This window comes from Lelliottia nimipressuralis, from assembly GCF_004402045.1.
GTDB classification, from domain to species: Bacteria; Pseudomonadota; Gammaproteobacteria; order Enterobacterales; family Enterobacteriaceae; genus Enterobacter; species Enterobacter chinensis.
On the sequence record NZ_SOMG01000030.1, the window covers coordinates 1 to 17,597 of the forward strand.

Below are 17,597 nucleotides of genomic sequence, written 5' to 3' on the forward strand. Positions count from 1 at the left end.
TCGAACCCCCGATACGTTGCCGTATACACACTTTCCAGGCGTGCTCCTTCAGCCACTCGGACACCTCACCATATTGTTTTGCTGCCTGACCGCTTGGGGGGCAACGGGGCGCTACTATAGGGAGTTGCGCTAACACGGTCAAGCAGATTTTCAGCTTTAGTGCCTGTTCGGTTAAGCAATAATCAGCTCCATGGTTTTTACGCCATGGAGCAGGGGATTAACGCTGTGAATCGAGCACTTCGCTGTTTTTAACGACTTCCTGCGCTTTGCCGTAGCTCTCAATCAGCAGCTTGTAAGCCGGGAAGATGTGGGTGTATACCTCCGCCCACTCCGCCGCATCTTCACGGTTCCATGTCCGCTGGATCTCAGAGGCTACCGCTGCCGTATCCATCGGCACTACGCCGGCCTGTACAACACGCGCCAGGGTGATCTCTTGCGCCATTTTGCTGTAGGTGCCGGAGGCATCAATCACCGCAAACACTTTATACCCATCCGCCACCGCGCTGATCGACGGGAAGGCCATGCAAACGCTGGTGATCGTGCCCGCAATAATCAACGTCTTGCGTCCGGTCGCTTTTACCGCTGCCACAAATTCCGGGTTATCCCAGGCGTTGATCTCGCCTTTACGGGCAACATATTGCGCATGCGGCGCGTTGGCGTGGATCTCCGGGATAAGCGGTCCGTTCGGCCCTTGTGGGACGGATGCGGTGGTGATCACCGGGATCTTCGCCAGGGTCGCGATTTTTGCCAGCGCTGCCGCACGGGCACGCAATTCCGGCATTGGCATATCGCCAACGGTCTGAAACAGGCCGCTCTGGTGATCGATAAGCAGCATCACCGCATCGTTCACATCAATGACCGGACGGGTACCATTAAAATTCGCAGGTGTAGACATCTTCTTCTCCTTTATTACGTTCAGATCTGGCCGAAGCGGCCGGAGTTGAAATCACGAATGGCTTCGTTGATTTCGGTTTTACTGTTCATCACAAACGGGCCATAGCCCACAATAGGTTCATTCAGCGGCTCGCCGGCCATCAGCAGCACTTTTGCATCGCTGCTGGCTTCGAGGTGCAGCTTGTTGCCTTCCTGACTTAACACGACCAGCTGGGCTTCACCCGCCTGAGCGGTACCGTTCACCGAGATACTGCCTTCAAGCACAACCAGCGCCGTGCTCCAGCCTTCGGGCTGATTAAGCGTGACGTGACTGCCCTGATTGAGGGTGATATCCCAGACGTTCAGCGGCGAGAAGGTGTGCGCCGGGCCGGAAGCCGTGTCGTAGCGACCGGCAATCACCCGTAGGGTGCCGCTGTTGTCCGGTAGCGTTACAACCGGGATTGCATCACTCGTTATGCTCTGGTAGCCCGGCGCCGCCATCTTGTCCTTCGCCGGCAGGTTGACCCAAAGCTGCATCATTTTCAGTTCCCCGCCTTTTTGCGAGAACGCGCTGGAGTGGAACTCCTCGTGCAAAATGCCTGCGCCTGCGGTCATCCACTGCACGTCGCCGGGGCCAATGACGCCGCCTTTGCCCGTAGAGTCGCGGTGCTCCACTTCACCGGAATAGACGATGGTGACCGTTTCAAAACCCCGGTGAGGGTGCTGGCCAACGCCGCGTTTCGCACCATCTGCCGGAAAGGTGTACGGGCCCGCGTAGTCCAGCAGCAGAAACGGGCTGAGCGGCTCGCCGTGCGTCTGATAAGAGAACATTGAACGGACCGGGAAACCATCGCCAACCCAGTGCTGACGAGGAGCGGTATAAACGCCTGTTACGTTTTTCATGATTAACTCCTGATGTTCTGTTGATGTAATTAGCTTATATTCAGAGTTAATATCCCGGTAGATAGTGAAAATGGCATTCACTGTTCTGAAAATAGAACGATGAGGATTTATGCAGGATCTCAACGACTTTGTCTGGTTTGTGAAGGTGGTCGACTACGGTGGCTTTGCGGCGGCGGGAAGGGCGCTTGACCTGCCCAAGTCCAGGCTAAGCCGCCGGATAGCCCAGCTTGAAGAGCGCCTTGGCGTGCGGCTCATCCATCGAACAACCCGACAGTTCACGGTGACCGAGGTCGGACAGACCTTCTATCAGCACTGTAAAGCGATGCTGGTGGAGGCGGAGGCCGCTGAGGAAGCCGTGGCGGCGCTGCAGGCTGAACCGCGCGGCATCGTCAGGATCACATGCCCAATAACGCTGCTGCATGTCCACGTTGGCCCGATGCTGGCGCGATTTATGGCGCGCTATCCTGGGATCAATCTTCAGCTTGAGGCGACCAACCGGCGGGTAGACCTGGTGGGTGAGGGGGTGGATATCGCGATCCGCGTCCGCCCGCGGCCGTTTGATGACAGCGACCTGGTGCTACGGGTGCTGGCTGACAGGGGACATTGTCTGGTGGCCGGTCCGGCGTTGATTCAACGCATGGGAAAACCGGCAGCCCCGTCTGAACTCAGCGCCTGGCCCGGGCTAAGCATGAACGAGGGTAAACACATCCATAAATGGGAGCTGTCCGGTCCTGGAGGTGCCAGAGCAGAGATCCATTACCATCCCCGGCTGATCACCACCGATATGCTCGCGCTTCGTGAAGCTGCGATGGCAGGCATCGGCGTGGTGCAGCTACCGATTTTGATGGTGAAGGATCAGCTGGCGTCAGGGGCGCTGGTTCGGCTGCTTGAGGCGTGGGAGCCGCGGCGGGAAGTGATTCATGCCGTTTATCCCTCCAGACGCGGTTTGCTGCCGTCCGTCAGAACGCTGGTGGATTTTCTGACGGAAGAGTATGCGAAGATGGTTGAAGAGTAGCTTTTTGTAGGTCGGGTAAGCGAAGCGCCACCCGACATAAAGAGCGCAGGGAGTTTCAAGGTTCGAATCCCTCTTTTCGGAGAATATAAAAGAAAAAAGCCCGTACTTTCGTACGAGCTCTCATCTCAAATATGGCGGTGAGGGGGGGATTCGAACCCCCGATACGTTGCCGTATACACACTTTCCAGGCGTGCTCCTTCAGCCACTCGGACACCTCACCATATTGTCATCCCGATGTTGTCGGGACGGGCGCTAATGTAAGGAAAAGCCGAACTGCCGTCAACTCACTTTTTCAGTAATTTAGCGTGTTTAGACAAACTTCAGGCAACATGATTCTTAAATGTGCTGAAAGCGCCTTTTTTATCAGCAACACAGCCGCGCAATAAATTTGTTATGCTGACAATCCAGTTAAAAAGCAAAATAAATCAGCGCAATGAAAGGCAGGAATGACTATGGATATACTTTTCTATCACCCAACATTTGATACGGCTTACTGGATCAAGGCGCTTACGGCGGCGTTACCCGGCGCACGCGTTCGCGAGTGGAAGCACGGTGATAACGAACATGCTGACTACGCGCTGGTCTGGCATCCGCCGGTAGAAATGCTGCAGGGGCGTAAGCTGAAGGCCGTTTTTGCCCTGGGAGCCGGCGTGGATTCCATTCTGAGCAAGCTGAAGGCACATCCTGAGATGCTGCCGGAAGAGATTCCCCTGTTCCGTCTGGAAGATACCGGAATGGGGCAGCAAATGCAGGAGTATGCCGTGAGCCAGGTGCTGCACTGGTTCCGCCGTTTTGATGACTATCAGGCCTTTAAACAGCAGGCCCGCTGGGAGCCGCTGCCGGATTATCAGCGCGATGAGTTTACCATCGGTATTCTCGGCGCCGGCGTGCTGGGCTCAAAAGTGGCTGAAGCCCTCGCCCCGTGGGGATTCCCCCTGCGCTGCTGGAGCCGCAGCCGCAAAGATTATCCGGGCGTAGAGAGCTTTGCCGGAACGGACGAACTCCCGGCCTTTCTGAACGGCACGCGCGTGCTCATCAACCTGCTGCCAAACACGGCGGAAACGGTAGGGATCATCAATGAAGCCCTGCTCAGCCAGTTAGCCGATGGGAGCTACCTGATGAACCTGGCGCGCGGGGTGCATTTGGTGGAGGCCGATCTGCTTAAGGCGCTGGACAGCGGAAAGCTAAAAGGTGCGATGCTGGATGTCTACAGCCGCGAGCCGCTGCCGGCGGAAAGCCCGCTGTGGGCACACCCGCGCGTGGCGATGACCCCGCACGTGGCAGCCGTGACGCGTCCGGCAGAAGCGGTGGCCTATATATGCCATACCATCAGCGAAATGGAAAAGGGCAACGCGGTCACCGGCCAGGTCGACAGACAGCGCGGCTACTGAGAGAAACCCGGCGTTCGCCGGGTTTTTGCTAATATTCGCCGCTGATAACTGCTATCCTTTGGAAAAACCGCAGAGGAGAGAGAGATGTATCCCGTTGACCTGCATATGCACACCGTCGCCAGTACCCACGCGTATAGCAACCTCCATGATTATATCGCCCAGGCGAAGCTCAAAGGCATCACGCTTTTTGCGATCACCGATCATGGCCCGGACATGGCGGATGCGCCGCACTACTGGCATTTTGTGAATATGCGGATCTGGCCACGTCTGGTGGACGGCATTGGGATACTGCGCGGCATTGAGGCGAACATCAAAAATACCGACGGTGAGATCGACTGCACCGGGCCGATGCTAACATCTCTTGACCTTATCCTCGCCGGTTTCCACGAGCCTGTCTTTGCGCCTCAGGATAAAGAGACCAACACCGCGGCGATGATTGCCACCATTGCCAGCGGCAACGTGCATATTATCAGCCACCCCGGCAATCCGAGGTACCCGATTGATATTCAGGCTGTCGCGCAGGCGGCAGCGAAGCACCGCGTCGCGCTGGAGATTAACAACTCCTCCTTCGTTCATTCACGCAAGGGCAGTGAAGCCAACTGCCGCGAGGTGGCGGCCGCGGTACGCGATGCGGGCGGCATGGTGGCGCTGGGCTCAGATTCCCATACCGCGTTCACGCTGGGTGATTTCAGCGAGTGCCTGAAAGTGCTGAATGATGTTAACTTCCCGGAAGCGCAAATCCTGAACGTGACCCCACGCCGCATGCTCGATTTTCTCGAGTCGCGCGGAATGGAACCGATTGCCGAATTCGCCGATCTTTAATTGTGTAATGGAATAATAAAATGAATGAGTTCTCCATCCTTTGTCGCGTGCTGGGTACGCTCTATTATCGCCAGCCGCAAGACCCGCTGCTGGTGCCGCTCTTTACGTTAATTCGTGAAGGTAAGCTGGCGCAGAACTGGCCGCTGGAGCAGGATGATTTACTGGAGCGTCTGCAAAAAAGCTGCGACATGCAGCAGATTGCGACCGATTACAATGCGCTGTTCGTCGGTGATGAGTGCCGCGTGTCGCCATACCGTTCTGCCTGGCAGGAAGGGGCAACGGAAGCGGAAGTCCGCGCTTTCCTCTCCACGCGCGGTATGCCGCTGAGCGATACGCCAGCTGATCATATCGGTACGCTGCTGCTGGCGGCGTCCTGGATCGAAGACAACGCCGGAGATGATGAGAACGAAGCCATCGAAACCCTGTTCGAAACGTACCTGCTGCCGTGGGTCGGGACATTCCTGGGTAAAGTTGAAGCGCATGCCACCTCGCCATTCTGGAGAACGCTGGCACCGATAACCCGCGACGCTATCGCAGCAATGTGGGATGAGCTGGAAGAAGAGAATGAAGAGTGATTTATATCACATAAATTCTGCAACTCCATATTTTGATTTGCACGTAATGTGCGGATGATCTCATTTCCATGGTGCGCTTCTGCTAAGATGCGCGCCATGAACATATTACTTTGTATCGCTTTAACGACGGGTATTCTCTCCGGTCTCTGGGGATGGGTGGCCGTGTCTCTCGGACTGCTCAGCTGGGCCGGGTTCCTCGGCTGCACGGCCTACTTCGCCTGCCCGCAGGGCGGTGTCAAAGGGCTCTTTATCTCAGGCTGCACGCTGATGAGCGGTGTCATCTGGGCGCTGGTAATCATGAAAGGCAGCGCACTGGCGCCTCATATGGAGTTGCTGGGGTATATCATGACGGGCGTCGTCGCCTTCCTGATGTGCATTCAGGCTAAGCACCTGCTGCTTTCGTTTGTGCCGGGAACCTTTATGGGGGCGTGCGCGACCTTTGCAGGGCAGGGTGACTGGAAGCTGGTGGTTCCCTCACTGGCGCTGGGGTTGCTGTTTGGCTATGCCATGAAAAACAGCGGTCTATGGCTGGCGTCGCGGCGGGAAAAAGCGCAAAACATCACTGCGGTGAGTGAATAAAAAAAGGCGAGATAGGTATCTCGCCTTTTTTATGCGCTTCCTGTCAGGATTCCGGAGGTACTGACATATCGCGGTATTTCACCAGTATCGGGTTCTGTACTTCTGCTTTGTTTTGCAGATCCCACAGCCCGCGATCGATACCGTCGTTGATTAAGAAGATCACGCCGGTTTCGATGGCTGACATCAGACACATCATGACCGGTTCGTTAGAGGTATAGCCAATTTCACCCTCCAGCAAACGCTGGTAATCGATGAAGCGGAACACCCCGGCCTGGACTTCATATGACAGTATGGTTTTGCTGGTGTTCACCGAAGAGAGCACTTCACCCGTACTGACGTTGACCACACGCAGGTTAACGGCGATTTGGTCGAGCTGATACTGGGTATCCGCGCCGATACCAAAGTACCGCGCTCCCGCACCGCCCGATTTAACATTACTTTCGTAACCAATAATCGATCCTTCAATCATTACGTTCGCCGCCGCCAGCGATTGCAGAGGCGAGCGGTTATTGTCCGCGACGGTGCCATTTTCCTGGGCGGCACGAATAATTTTCCGTTCATTCAACAGGTTTTGTAGCCCCTGACGTTCCAGAGGAATAAACCAGTGTGAATCCTTGAGCGCGGTAACCAGCATGGCGGTAGCGCTTTGCGGCACTGCCGTGGAGAAGTTACTTGCCGGATAAGGTTTGAATTGTCCGGTTTCATCCTGAATGTTGTACACGGAGACAAATATTTTCCCCGTAGGGGAAGGTAAATGCGTTAAATCACGATAACTCTGGGCCCGAGGCATTAATGTAGGTTTTGCAGCTTCTTTAGGTGGAGCAGTTAAACAACCGCTCAATAAGCACACTGCAACAAATATCAGGAAGCGCTGCATGATCGTTGTCCTTATTTAGCTATTGTTTAGAAGTCAGTTGAATTATTTTGTAGACCGGAAACCTGAATGGTGGAGAGTTTTCCGGTTTTACGATCGGTAACGTTCAACTGGAGCTGTCCATCCCTGTTGGCGATGTCGACAATAAAGTCGTTGGTCACCATTCGGCCGGGTTTCCCGGTATTAATGTTGGTTAGCAACCCCCCTAAAATCTGCGACTGGATAGCCTGGGTGAAGTTGTCCAGCGCGGACGGGGTATCAACATTGAAATCCTTAAAGCTTGGATCTTTATAAGAGTTTTGCGCCTGAGCCTCATTCAGCAGGAACGCGCCATTGTTAGGGTTACCGCCAAAGTTAGGGTTACGGAACTGAAACGTCATGTTTCCGGCCCAGCTTATGGGTGTGATCAGCATTATCGAAACAACTGCATATGCAATACGCATGACAGCCTCCAGATATCGGTTCGCTAGAACTCATCTTTTGCTAAATCGCGGGTGCTTAATAGCGCTTTATCTATTTGCAGGCGATTAATAGCGTCTTCTGATTGTGCCAGTGCTAAAACTACGTTTTTATCGAAGTCTAATTTCGTTGGGAATAAAAACGTTTGATAAATAACGTCCTGATTAGCCGTTATTGTTATCCAACTTCCCCATCGTGCACTGGGCCGCTCGTTGATTGTTATATTTCCAGTGTAGGTACTGTCCCATTTGTCACTGAAGGCACGGTAAAAACTGTGCCCGACCGAAGTGACAGTATGGTCTGTTAACAATCCGGGAATTTCGACCTCGACGGCCTTCAGATTCCCTGCAGCGAGCAGGAAACTCGCTGCGGCGATCCAACTCAACGTGCGCTTCATGTGATTAACGCCTGAGGTTATCGTTTGCCCACGAAACAGCCTGAGTTCGGTTTTTAACAGCTATCTTCTTGAAAAGATTATAAAGGTGCGTCTTTACCGTATTTTCGCTGATAAATAACGAACGGGCGATTTCAATATTTGAAGCACCAATGCGTAATTTGTTCAGGATCTCTTTCTCTCTGTGCGTGAGCAGGGCGGACTCTGAACTGTTATAGCGATAATTTCCAGAATGCGTGATGAGATAGCTGGCAAGTTTTTGCGAAAAATAACACTCTCCGCGCATTATACCTTGCAGGCCCTCTACCACCCGGTCTTCTTCTTCAGTGACGTAGAGCACGCCATTGATATGCGGCCAGCTTTCAATATCTCTGAAAGGATACTCATCAGGTGTATTCAACAATAGCACGCGGATATTGTTGTTTTTCCTGCTTAAAATATCTTGCCAGTAATGGATAAGCTTTTTATCTGCTTCCATCATATCAAACAGAATGATGCTGCCAGGTGCAATATCATCAAAAGAACGTTGAATATTATGCAGTTTCCCGTTCAGTGATAAAGATTGCTTTAAATGTTGTAATAAAGCTGTCGCTTGCAAAGAAGGTTTTGTGATCAACAGTAATGTATGACCATGTAAACTATGGACTTCATTATACATGATGAAACCCCACTTTTTTTGGCACCTGGCAGCTGTTCTCCTGTTTAAAAGAGAACCCCAGAAGTACTGACAGATGTTGCACTGCTGTGTGTAGAATCTAACCATAACCTCCACAGGGAGGTAAATATAAAACCAATTTCGTACATCTAATTTCAATCTAGCTTTTACGAAGTTTAAAGCAAGTGTTAAACATGTAACTGAATGTAAAAATCAATATTAATTTGTTAAAACGTGTCTTTTTGAAAGCCTTTTTTTGATAGAAAAGTTGTACACCTAAATATAGGTGCACACATTTTAAAAATCATACAAATATTTTTATATGATTGATTTTTAATGTTATTTGTTATTTTATTTTCACTGAAGTCAAGTATGAGTTACAGATTGTTTCTAAGGCAACGAATGAGTGAGTTTAGAGCTTAAGAAAACAAGCCTCGTGTCACGCACTGTGAAAAAATGTCTTCCTGCCGTTACGTTTAAACAACGCGCGAGGAAGCGTGGACAGCCTTCCTCCTGTTGTACAACCTGATCTGAAAAACGGTGTAATAAGAAATATAAGCTGGCCTGCTTAAAGTGTTTTTTACTGTAAATTACGACTTTGTGGTGACCCGATAAATAAAAATAAGCCGCGCGGGTGAGATATTTAAAATGTTTCAGCGGACATACTCTTCACCGTAACGACGCGTTAACACAATACGAGTCGTTTTAACAAGTAGCATTGCTATATGGTTATGGAGTGATTAAATAACCAGGTCCAGGGTGACAACATGAAAAACACATCGTTATTTATGATGTTTACATTACTGGGTGCGCCTGGATTTGTAACCGCGGCTAATTCAGATTTGGCAAACTCTGAATATAACTTTGCGGTTAACGAATTGAGTCTTTCATCACTAAATCAGGCAGCCATTATTGGTCAACAGGGCGTGCTTAATAATGCCCAGGTTCGCCAGGACGGTTCAAAACTCTTGTCAATTGTTTCCCAGGATGGGGCTGGCAACAGAGCGAGAGTTGATCAATCAGGGAGTTACAATATTGCCTGGATCGATCAGAGCGGTAACGCGAATGATGCAGGTATTACGCAAGATGGTTACGGTAATAGCGCGAAAATTATCCAGAAAGGGTCGGGTAATAGAGCAAATATTACGCAGTACGGTACGCAGAAAACCGCAGTTGTAGTGCAGAAACAGTCGCAAATGGCCATTCGCGTTATTCAACGCTAGCGCTTTCGCGACGACTTTAATCAATCCGATGGGGGTTTACCATGAAATTTATCAAAGTGGCAGCACTTGCAGCAATCGTAGTTTCTGGTAGTGCTATGGCTGGTATGATTAATCAGGGCGGATGGGGTCATGGACATGGTCATGGCGGATACGGCGGCCCAAATTCAACCCTGAATATCTATCAGAACGGTGGCGGTAACTCCGCGGTTGCCCTTCAGACCGATGCCAGAAATTCAGTCCTGAATATTAGCCAGACAGGTGGCGGTAACGGCGCTGACGTTGGTCAGGGCTCTGATGACAGTAAAATCAACCTGACCCAGAACGGTTTCGGCAACAGTGCAACACTTGATCAGTGGAACAGTAAAAAGTCCGTTATGAATGTTAGCCAGTATGGTGGCCTCAACGGTGCACTCGTAGACCAGACTGCTTCTAACTCTACTGTCAACGTTACCCAGATTGGTTTTGGTAACCACGCGACAGCTCATCAGTACTGATACTGAAATCTGTGCTACAAAAAAACAGGGCATGCGCCCTGTTTTTTTTCGGGAGTTCATCATGAATACCTTAATTCTCCTTGCCGCGCTTTCCAGCCAGATAACCTTTAAAACGTCCCAGCAGGAAAATATGACCACCATTATTCCGCAGGTCATGCTGACGGAACCGTGTGATTGTCAGGTTCAGATTGTCTCCGTGCGGGAAGGGCAGGGAGGGCAAAGTTCTTCCCGACAGCAAAACACACTTTTTATACCCGCTAATCAGACGATTGATTTGATGCGATTGAGTTTAAATATTGACGCAGGAGACACGGTAAAAATCGTCGTCACCGTTACTGATGGTAAATCGCTTCATCTATCACAACAGTGGTCGCCAGCGGGAAGCTCGCTGTAATCATTCATTAAATCAATGAATTGCGAATGTGGCGGGGCTGTGCCGTTGAGCTATGCTGATATCAGGGATCAAGTCATTATGGTCCTTAACGTGAGACTTCGTTTGTCATAATGAAGCGCGTTTACCCCTCAAGGACGATTTTCATTGAGGAGTACCTGTAATGAACAACTCTTTCGCTCAGCTCGCGATGGGACTGGGCCTGATCGTTTCTGCTTTTAGTTTGCCCGCATATTCAGCCACCCTTGCTGAGGGCGGCGTCATTCATTTTCGCGGTGCTATTGTCGCCGACCCCTGTGAAGTCACACCGCAAAAGCGGCAGTTTGCTATGTCATGTCCGGAAAATAACCGTATGCAAACGCGTATGGTTAGCTACGAAGAGGCGCTTAACGGCAAGGCGTCCGAGTCGAACCAGGCGACGCTAAGCATGAAATACCTTAATCCTGAAAAAACGCTCGCGGTTGTCGAAATCCAGTATCGCTAATGCTCTCTCTTCCGCCCTGCGGCGGAAGAGGATTTTTTCTGATAGTTTTTTCTCCCGAGCTCCTCTGCGATACACTTAAAAAAATGGCGGGTTGCAGAGGGGTTTTATGAAACCGCAAATTGAAGTTATCCATGGCGATATTACGACCATGCACGTCGACGTCATCGTCAATGCGGCTAACCCTTCCCTGATGGGGGGAGGCGGCGTGGACGGTGCCATCCACCGAGCGGCCGGACCGCAGCTGCTGGAAGCCTGTAAAACCGTGCGGCAACAGCAAGGCGAATGTCCTCCCGGCCATGCGGTGATTACGCTTGCGGGCAATCTGCCTGCCAGAGCGGTCATTCACGCCGTAGGCCCCGTATGGCACGGCGGCGATCGCCACGAAGCGAGCATTCTGGAAGAGGCTTACCGAAACTGTCTGCGGCTTGCCGCCGACAACGGTTACAAAACGATGGCGTTCCCGGCCATCAGCACCGGCGTGTATGGCTACCCTAAAGCGGCCGCCGCAACGATCGCTGTCGAAACCGTTTACCGCTATCTGTCGTTAAAACCGATGCCGGAAAAAGTTATCTTTGTCTGTTTCGATGAAGAAACCACGCACCTCTATCAGCGGTTGCTGACCCAACGTGGGCAGGAACTGGATACCTGAAACAAACGCGGCGCACTCTGTGCGCCGCGTTTGTTTATGAGGCTTTCGCCTGTGGTTTTCCTGAAAAGAGGAAACGCAGGAGCGGGATCCGCAGATGGATTTCGTAGAGCACAATCGCAATCCCCACCACAAATACCAGACCGGTAAAGAAGCCCAGCGTGTTAGAGGCGATATGCGGCGTGATGTAAGCCCCGAAGAACAGTGTCAACGGGTGATGCACCAGATAGATAAACAGCGAGGCGTTAACGAAATAGGTTACGCGGCTGGACTTGAAGTTCAGCAAACGGTGGCCCAGCGCGAATACCACGTTCACCATCCACAGGCCCAGCAGCATAGTGATCACGCTTTCTGTTTCATACATCCAGGCGTCGCCGCTGCCGTAGCGCTGGTTCAGCAGATAGGCCGCGAATGCGAGGGTGGCCCCCAGTGCACACCACGGTGACGGCGTGGTAAACAGCGATTTCAGTTTCGGATAAATAAAGGCCAGCGCGCCGATTAAAAAGAACGGAATGTAGAACAGCGATTGCATCACCACAAAATTAAACAATCCATCGCTCAAAATCGGCGGATAGACGATAAACAGGGCCCGTCTCACGGCGGCATAGGCAATCCCGAGCAGCAAAAAGAGCACCGTCAGTTTGCCCATCGTGATGTTGGCGAAAAGGGTGTCGGCTTTATGACTCAAATGGCGACGCAGGCGGCTGAAAATCAACATGCTAACCGTTGTTAGCACCACCAGGACCAGCAGGAACCACAGGTGAGACACCAGCTCCCAGACCAGCGTATTGTACTTTTCATACAGCGACAGATTTGGCCAGTTCTCGGCCTTGCCCTTGACGTATTGCAACATAATGAATTGCGGCAGCGTCAGTAGCGGAATAGCGGTCAGCATGGGGATCCCCACGCGCTCCACGCGCACCTTCCACCAGCGTTTGAGCGGATACCGCAGAAACAGCATGTAAGAGAAATAGCCGGATATGACAAAAAACACCTGCATACGGAAGGCGTGAATAAAGTCATTAAACAGCGTCAGCCACCAGGAGGGCATCTGGCTATTAACATGCCAGGTGTGGCTGGAGTAAATCAGCGAGATGTGAAAGGGGATCCCCAATAGCATCAGCCATGCCCGGATCGAGTCGAGGAAATATTCACGTTCTGTTGGTGATGTGCTCATATAACTTTGTGCATTCTCAGACTTTTCGCCTTATCCCTAAGACTCATAATGGTTACATTCGAAGGCAACCCTACACCAAGACCGACACCCTGTCTCCAGGATAAGCACGCAAAGTGAATAGCGGGTTCTTTCATTTGCTTAATCCATGAGCCAGCAGCTGAACAAAGCAGTGATAATGTTGTCGGATTGCCTGAGTTTCCATTAAAATGGATCGGATCGATATAAGCACACAAAGGGGGAAGTGCTTACTTATTATGAAACATAAACCACAGATGATGAAAATGCGTTGGTTAGGTGCTGCAGTGGTGTTATCACTGTATACCTCATCGGCACTGGCCTTTAACATCGACGATGTCGCAAAACAGGCAAAATCGATGGCAGGCAAGAGCTACGAAGCGCCGAAAAGCAACTTGCCCTCCGTTTTCCGCGACATGAAGTATGCGGACTATCAGCAGATCCAGTTCAATCACGACAAAGCGTACTGGAGCAATATTAAGACCCCGTTCAAGCTTGAATTTTATCATCAGGGTATGTACTTCGACACGCCTGTTGCCATCAATGAAGTGACGGCAACAGCGGTACGTAAGATCAAATACAGCCCGGATTACTTCAATTTTGGCAATGTGCAGCACGACAAAGATACGGTGAAAGACCTGGGCTTCGCAGGCTTTAAGGTGCTTTACCCAATCAACAGCAAAGATAAAAACGACGAAATCGTCAGCATGCTTGGCGCCAGCTATTTCCGCGTGATTGGCGCGGGACAGGTGTACGGGCTTTCTGCGCGCGGACTGGCCATTGATACCGCGCTGCCATCAGGTGAAGAGTTCCCACGTTTCCGTGAGTTCTGGATTGAACGTCCAAAACCAACGGACAAACGTCTGACTATTTATGCGCTGCTGGATTCCCCGCGTGCAACCGGTGCCTATCGCTTTGTGATTATGCCGGGTCGTGACACGGTGGTTGACGTGCAATCTAAGGTTTACCTGCGTGATAAAGTAGGCAAACTGGGCGTTGCGCCGCTGACCAGTATGTTCCTGTTTGGGCCGAACCAGCCGTCGCCGGCAACCAACTTCCGCCCGGAACTGCATGACTCCAACGGTCTGTCTATTCATGCCGGTAACGGCGAGTGGATCTGGCGTCCGCTGAATAACCCTAAACATCTGGCCGTTAGCAGCTACGCGATGGAAAACCCGCAAGGTTTCGGCCTGCTGCAGCGTGGTCGTCAGTTCTCCCGCTTTGAAGATTTGGACGATCGCTACGATCAGCGCCCAAGCGCCTGGGTTACGCCAAACGGTGACTGGGGTAAAGGTAAGGTCGAGCTGGTTGAAATCCCAACCAACGACGAAACCAACGATAACATCGTCGCTTACTGGACGCCGGATCAGCTGCCGGAAGCCGGTAAAGAGATGAACTTCAAGTACACCATTACCTTCAGCCGCGATGAAGATAAGCTGCATGCGCCGGATAACGCGTATGTGATGCAGACTCGCCGCTCTACGGGCGATGTGAAGCAGTCTAATCTTATCCGTCAGCCTGACGGTACCGTGGCCTTTGTCGTGGACTTCACAGGCCAGGATATGAAGAAACTGTCGCCGGATACTGCCGTTGCCGCTCAGGCCAGCATCGGTGATAACGGTGAAATCGTTGAGAACACCGTGCGTTACAACCCGGTAACCAAAGGCTGGCGTCTGACCCTGCGCGTGAAAGTGAAAGATCCGAAACAGACCACTGAAATGCGTGCTGCGCTGGTCAGTGACGATCAGCCGCTGAGTGAAACCTGGAGCTATCAGCTACCTGCCAATGAATAATACATCTGAATATATCGATGCCATGCCGCTGACGGATATTGAGAAAGCGGCGCTGCCTAAGAGCGACATCCGCGCGGTTCACACCGCGCTGGATGGTGAACATCGTCAGTTTTCCCGTGATGATGATACGCCGCTGGGGTCAGTAAAGGCGCGTCTGGAGCAGGCATGGCCAGACTCGCTGGCAGAAGGGCAGTTGATTAAAGACGACGAAGGGCGCGATCAGCTTCAGGCTATGCCGAAGGCCACGCGTTCCTCAATGTTCCCCGATCCATGGCGCACCAACCCGGTTGGTCGCTTCTGGGATCGCCTGCGCGGGCGTGATGTGACGCCGCGCTATCTGTCACGCCTGACGAAAGAAGAGCAGGCGTCTGAACAGAAATGGCGTACCGTGGGGACCATCCGTCGCTACATCCTGCTGCTTCTGACGCTGGCGCAGACGGTCGTCGCGACCTGGTACATGAAAACCATCCTGCCTTACCAGGGCTGGGCGTTTATCAACCCAACGGACATGATGGGCCAGGATCTCTGGGTCTCCTTCATGCAGCTGCTGCCGTATATTCTGCAGAGCGGCATCCTCCTGCTGTTTGCTGTTCTTTTCTGCTGGGTATCGGCCGGTTTCTGGACCGCGCTGATGGGCTTCCTGCAGCTGCTGATGGGGCGTGACAAATACAGCATTTCGGCGTCAACGGTCGGGGATGAACCCCTCAATCCTGAGCACCGTACCGCGCTGATTATGCCTATCTGTAACGAAGACGTTGACCGCGTATTTGCGGGCCTGCGCGCGACCTGGGAGTCTGTAAAGGCCACCGGCAACGCGGAGCATTTCGACGTTTACATCCTGAGTGACAGCTACAACCCGGATATCTGCGTTGCAGAACAAAAAGCGTGGATGGAACTGATTGCAGAAGTGCAGGGCGAAGGGCAGATCTTCTACCGCCGCCGCCGCCGTCGTGTGAAGCGTAAAAGCGGTAACATCGATGACTTCTGCCGTCGCTGGGGTAACCAGTACAGCTACATGGTCGTGCTGGATGCTGACTCCGTCATGAGCGGTGACTGCCTGAGCGGTCTGGTGCGTCTGATGGAAGCCAACCCGAACGCGGGCATCATTCAGTCTTCGCCAAAAGCGTCCGGTATGGACACCCTTTATGCGCGCTGCCAGCAGTTCGCCACCCGTGTTTACGGGCCGCTGTTTACGGCGGGTCTGCACTTCTGGCAACTGGGTGAATCCCACTACTGGGGTCACAACGCCATTATCCGCGTGAAGCCGTTTATCGAACACTGTGCGCTGGCGCCGCTGCCGGGTGAGGGTTCGTTTGCGGGCTCTATTCTGTCGCACGACTTCGTGGAAGCGGCGCTGATGCGTCGTGCCGGATGGGGCGTCTGGATTGCTTACGACCTGCCGGGATCGTACGAAGAGCTGCCGCCGAACCTGCTGGACGAGCTCAAGCGTGACCGCCGCTGGTGTCATGGTAACCTGATGAACTTCCGCCTGTTCCTTGTTAAAGGGATGCACCCGGTTCACCGTGCGGTGTTCCTGACGGGCGTGATGTCTTATCTCTCCGCACCGCTGTGGTTTATGTTCCTTGCGCTCTCGACCGCGCTGCAGGTCGTCCATGCCCTGACGGAGCCGCAATACTTCCTGCAGCCGCGCCAGCTGTTCCCGGTGTGGCCGCAGTGGCGTCCGGAGCTGGCGATTGCGCTGTTTGCTTCCACCATGGTGCTGCTGTTCCTGCCTAAGCTGCTCAGTATCATCCTGATCTGGTGCAAAGGCTCGAAAGAGTACGGCGGTTTCTTCCGCGTGACCCTTTCACTGCTGCTGGAAGTGCTGTTCTCCGTGCTGCTGGCACCGGTGCGTATGCTGTTCCACACCGTGTTTGTGGTCAGTGCGTTCCTGGGCTGGGAAGTGGTCTGGAACTCCCCGCAGCGTGATGACGACTCCACGCCGTGGAGTGAAGCCTTTATGCGTCACGGTTCTCAGCTGCTGCTGGGTCTGGTGTGGGCGGCCGGAATGGCCTGGCTGGATCTGCGCTTCCTGTTCTGGCTGGCGCCGATCGTCTTCTCGCTGATCCTGTCGCCGTTTGTGTCCGTCATCTCAAGCCGTTCAACGGTTGGGCTGCGCACTAAACGCTGGAAGCTGTTCCTGATCCCGGAAGAGTATTCCCCGCCGCAGGTGCTGGTGGATACCGATACTTATCTCGAGCAGAACCGCAGTCGCTCGCTGGATGACGGCTTCATGCACGCCGTGTTTAACCCGTCATTCAACGCCCTGGCGACGGCAATGGCGACGGCGCGTCACCGTGCCAGCCATGTGCTGGAGATTGCCCGCGATCGTCACGTTGAGCAAGCGCTGAACGAGACCCCGGAAAAACTCAACCGCGACCGTCGTCTGGTGCTGTTGAGCGACCCGGTCACCATGGCGCGTCTTCACTATCGGGTGTGGTCTGCTCCGGAGAGATACTCTTCGTGGGTAAACTACTATAAAGATCTGAAGCTGAACCCGCTGGCGTTGAAGGCGAAGTAAGTTGTTAAGCAGGGTGGGTAAGCAAAGCGCTACCCGCCAAATAAAATACCGGCTTAATCGCCGGTATTTTTTTAGAGGTTATTGATGAGAATAATCATCGTCGTCATGATGGCATGCCTGCTGAGCGGCTGCGGCAGTATCATCAGCCGCACCATTCCAGGGCAAGGCCACGGAAATCAGTATTACCCGGGCGTAAAATGGGATGTTCGCGATTCAGCATGGCGCTACCTGACCGTGCTCGACCTGCCGTTCTCGCTGATTTTCGACACGCTGTTGCTGCCCATCGATGCCAGCCACGGCCCTTACGAGTAGC

Annotated in this window: 20 protein-coding genes and 1 tRNA gene; 13 read left to right on the forward strand and 8 right to left on the reverse strand. The window is 52.8% G+C overall.

Annotation, left to right across the window (positions count from 1 at the left end; translation table 11 throughout):
- Nucleotides 1-217: 217 nt before the first annotated feature.
- Nucleotides 218-895: an isochorismatase family protein gene (locus E3U32_RS17485; protein ID WP_134349789.1), complete on the reverse strand. Its 678-nt coding sequence runs from the start codon at nt 893-895 to the stop codon at nt 218-220.
- A gap of 20 nt (nt 896-915) precedes the next feature.
- Nucleotides 916-1,776, reverse strand: a complete 861-nt coding sequence (locus E3U32_RS17490) for a pirin family protein (RefSeq protein WP_134349790.1) — start codon at nt 1,774-1,776, stop codon at nt 916-918.
- 109 nt (nt 1,777-1,885) lie between these two features.
- Here E3U32_RS17490 and E3U32_RS17495 point away from each other — a divergent pair, with 109 nt between their 5' ends.
- On the forward strand, nt 1,886-2,791 hold the full coding sequence (locus E3U32_RS17495; protein WP_134349791.1) for a LysR family transcriptional regulator: 906 nt from the start codon (nt 1,886-1,888) through the stop codon (nt 2,789-2,791).
- A gap of 132 nt (nt 2,792-2,923) precedes the next feature.
- On the opposite strand, the gene E3U32_RS17500 is transcribed toward E3U32_RS17495, so the two are convergent.
- Nucleotides 2,924-3,011 (reverse strand) — tRNA-Ser (locus tag E3U32_RS17500).
- A 232-nt stretch (nt 3,012-3,243) separates the two neighbouring features.
- Between E3U32_RS17500 and ghrA the strand changes: the two genes are divergently transcribed.
- The 4 genes from ghrA (at nt 3,244) to E3U32_RS17520 (ending at nt 6,158) form a co-directional block, all read left to right on the forward strand.
- Entirely contained in the window at nt 3,244-4,182 is a 939-nt protein-coding gene (ghrA, locus tag E3U32_RS17505) for a glyoxylate/hydroxypyruvate reductase GhrA (protein WP_134349792.1), read from the forward strand.
- 84 nt (nt 4,183-4,266) lie between these two features.
- The gene (locus E3U32_RS17510) at nt 4,267-5,004 is read left to right on the forward strand and encodes a phosphatase (protein WP_134349793.1); all 738 of its coding nucleotides are present in this window, start codon (nt 4,267-4,269) and stop codon (nt 5,002-5,004) included.
- A gap of 20 nt (nt 5,005-5,024) precedes the next feature.
- Complete coding sequence (locus E3U32_RS17515; protein WP_134349794.1) at nt 5,025-5,579, forward strand: TorD/DmsD family molecular chaperone; 555 nt, start codon at nt 5,025-5,027, stop codon at nt 5,577-5,579.
- Between the two features lie 96 nt (nt 5,580-5,675).
- Nucleotides 5,676-6,158: a DUF1097 domain-containing protein gene (locus E3U32_RS17520; protein ID WP_134349795.1), complete on the forward strand. Its 483-nt coding sequence runs from the start codon at nt 5,676-5,678 to the stop codon at nt 6,156-6,158.
- Between the two features lie 43 nt (nt 6,159-6,201).
- Here E3U32_RS17520 and csgG read toward each other — a convergent pair whose 3' ends face one another.
- From csgG to csgD, 4 genes are read right to left on the reverse strand one after another with little or no spacing between them, the layout of a single operon-like run.
- Nucleotides 6,202-7,035: a curli production assembly/transport protein CsgG gene (csgG, locus tag E3U32_RS17525; RefSeq protein WP_134349796.1), complete on the reverse strand. Its 834-nt coding sequence runs from the start codon at nt 7,033-7,035 to the stop codon at nt 6,202-6,204.
- 26 nt (nt 7,036-7,061) lie between these two features.
- Nucleotides 7,062-7,475 (reverse strand): curli production assembly/transport protein CsgF, encoded by a 414-nt coding sequence (gene csgF, locus E3U32_RS17530; RefSeq protein WP_134349797.1) that lies wholly within the window; start codon nt 7,473-7,475, stop codon nt 7,062-7,064.
- Nucleotides 7,476-7,498: 23 nt separating this feature from the next.
- On the reverse strand, nt 7,499-7,888 hold the full coding sequence (gene csgE / locus E3U32_RS17535; RefSeq protein ID WP_134349798.1) for a curli production assembly/transport protein CsgE: 390 nt from the start codon (nt 7,886-7,888) through the stop codon (nt 7,499-7,501).
- Nucleotides 7,889-7,892: 4 nt separating this feature from the next.
- A complete protein-coding gene (gene csgD, locus E3U32_RS17540) occupies nt 7,893-8,543 on the reverse strand; it encodes a biofilm master transcriptional regulator CsgD (protein WP_134349799.1) in 651 nt (216 codons plus the stop codon).
- A gap of 764 nt (nt 8,544-9,307) precedes the next feature.
- Here csgD and csgB point away from each other — a divergent pair.
- From csgB to ymdB, 5 genes are all read left to right on the forward strand, one after another.
- Nucleotides 9,308-9,763, forward strand: coding sequence for a curli minor subunit CsgB (gene csgB / locus E3U32_RS17545; RefSeq protein ID WP_134349800.1), 456 nt, complete (start codon nt 9,308-9,310; stop codon nt 9,761-9,763).
- A gap of 41 nt (nt 9,764-9,804) precedes the next feature.
- The gene (gene csgA / locus E3U32_RS17550) at nt 9,805-10,257 is read left to right on the forward strand and encodes a curli major subunit CsgA (RefSeq protein WP_134349801.1); all 453 of its coding nucleotides are present in this window, start codon (nt 9,805-9,807) and stop codon (nt 10,255-10,257) included.
- A gap of 61 nt (nt 10,258-10,318) precedes the next feature.
- Nucleotides 10,319-10,651: a curli assembly chaperone CsgC gene (gene csgC / locus E3U32_RS17555; RefSeq protein WP_134349802.1), complete on the forward strand. Its 333-nt coding sequence runs from the start codon at nt 10,319-10,321 to the stop codon at nt 10,649-10,651.
- A 160-nt stretch (nt 10,652-10,811) separates the two neighbouring features.
- Nucleotides 10,812-11,132 (forward strand): type 1 fimbrial protein, encoded by a 321-nt coding sequence (locus tag E3U32_RS17560; RefSeq protein ID WP_134349803.1) that lies wholly within the window; start codon nt 10,812-10,814, stop codon nt 11,130-11,132.
- A 106-nt stretch (nt 11,133-11,238) separates the two neighbouring features.
- Nucleotides 11,239-11,781 (forward strand): O-acetyl-ADP-ribose deacetylase, encoded by a 543-nt coding sequence (gene ymdB / locus E3U32_RS17565; protein ID WP_134349804.1) that lies wholly within the window; start codon nt 11,239-11,241, stop codon nt 11,779-11,781.
- Between the two features lie 34 nt (nt 11,782-11,815).
- On the opposite strand, the gene mdoC is transcribed toward ymdB, so the two are convergent.
- Nucleotides 11,816-12,955, reverse strand: a complete 1,140-nt coding sequence (gene mdoC / locus E3U32_RS17570; protein ID WP_134349805.1) for a glucans biosynthesis protein MdoC — start codon at nt 12,953-12,955, stop codon at nt 11,816-11,818.
- 254 nt (nt 12,956-13,209) lie between these two features.
- On the opposite strand from mdoC, the gene mdoG reads away from it, so the two are divergent.
- The 3 genes from mdoG (at nt 13,210) to E3U32_RS17590 (ending at nt 17,596) form a co-directional block, all read left to right on the forward strand.
- On the forward strand, nt 13,210-14,763 hold the full coding sequence (gene mdoG, locus E3U32_RS17580) for a glucans biosynthesis protein MdoG (RefSeq protein WP_032638672.1): 1,554 nt from the start codon (nt 13,210-13,212) through the stop codon (nt 14,761-14,763).
- Nucleotides 14,756-17,284, forward strand: a complete 2,529-nt coding sequence (gene mdoH / locus E3U32_RS17585) for a glucans biosynthesis glucosyltransferase MdoH (RefSeq protein WP_134349806.1) — start codon at nt 14,756-14,758, stop codon at nt 17,282-17,284. The genes mdoG and mdoH overlap by 8 nt, the downstream gene beginning before the upstream one ends.
- 84 nt (nt 17,285-17,368) lie before the next feature.
- Nucleotides 17,369-17,596 carry a YceK/YidQ family lipoprotein gene (locus E3U32_RS17590; protein WP_047349021.1) on the forward strand — a complete coding sequence of 76 codons (228 nt, stop codon included), beginning with the start codon at nt 17,369-17,371 and terminating at the stop codon, nt 17,594-17,596.
- Nucleotide 17,597: the final 1 nt, after the last annotated feature.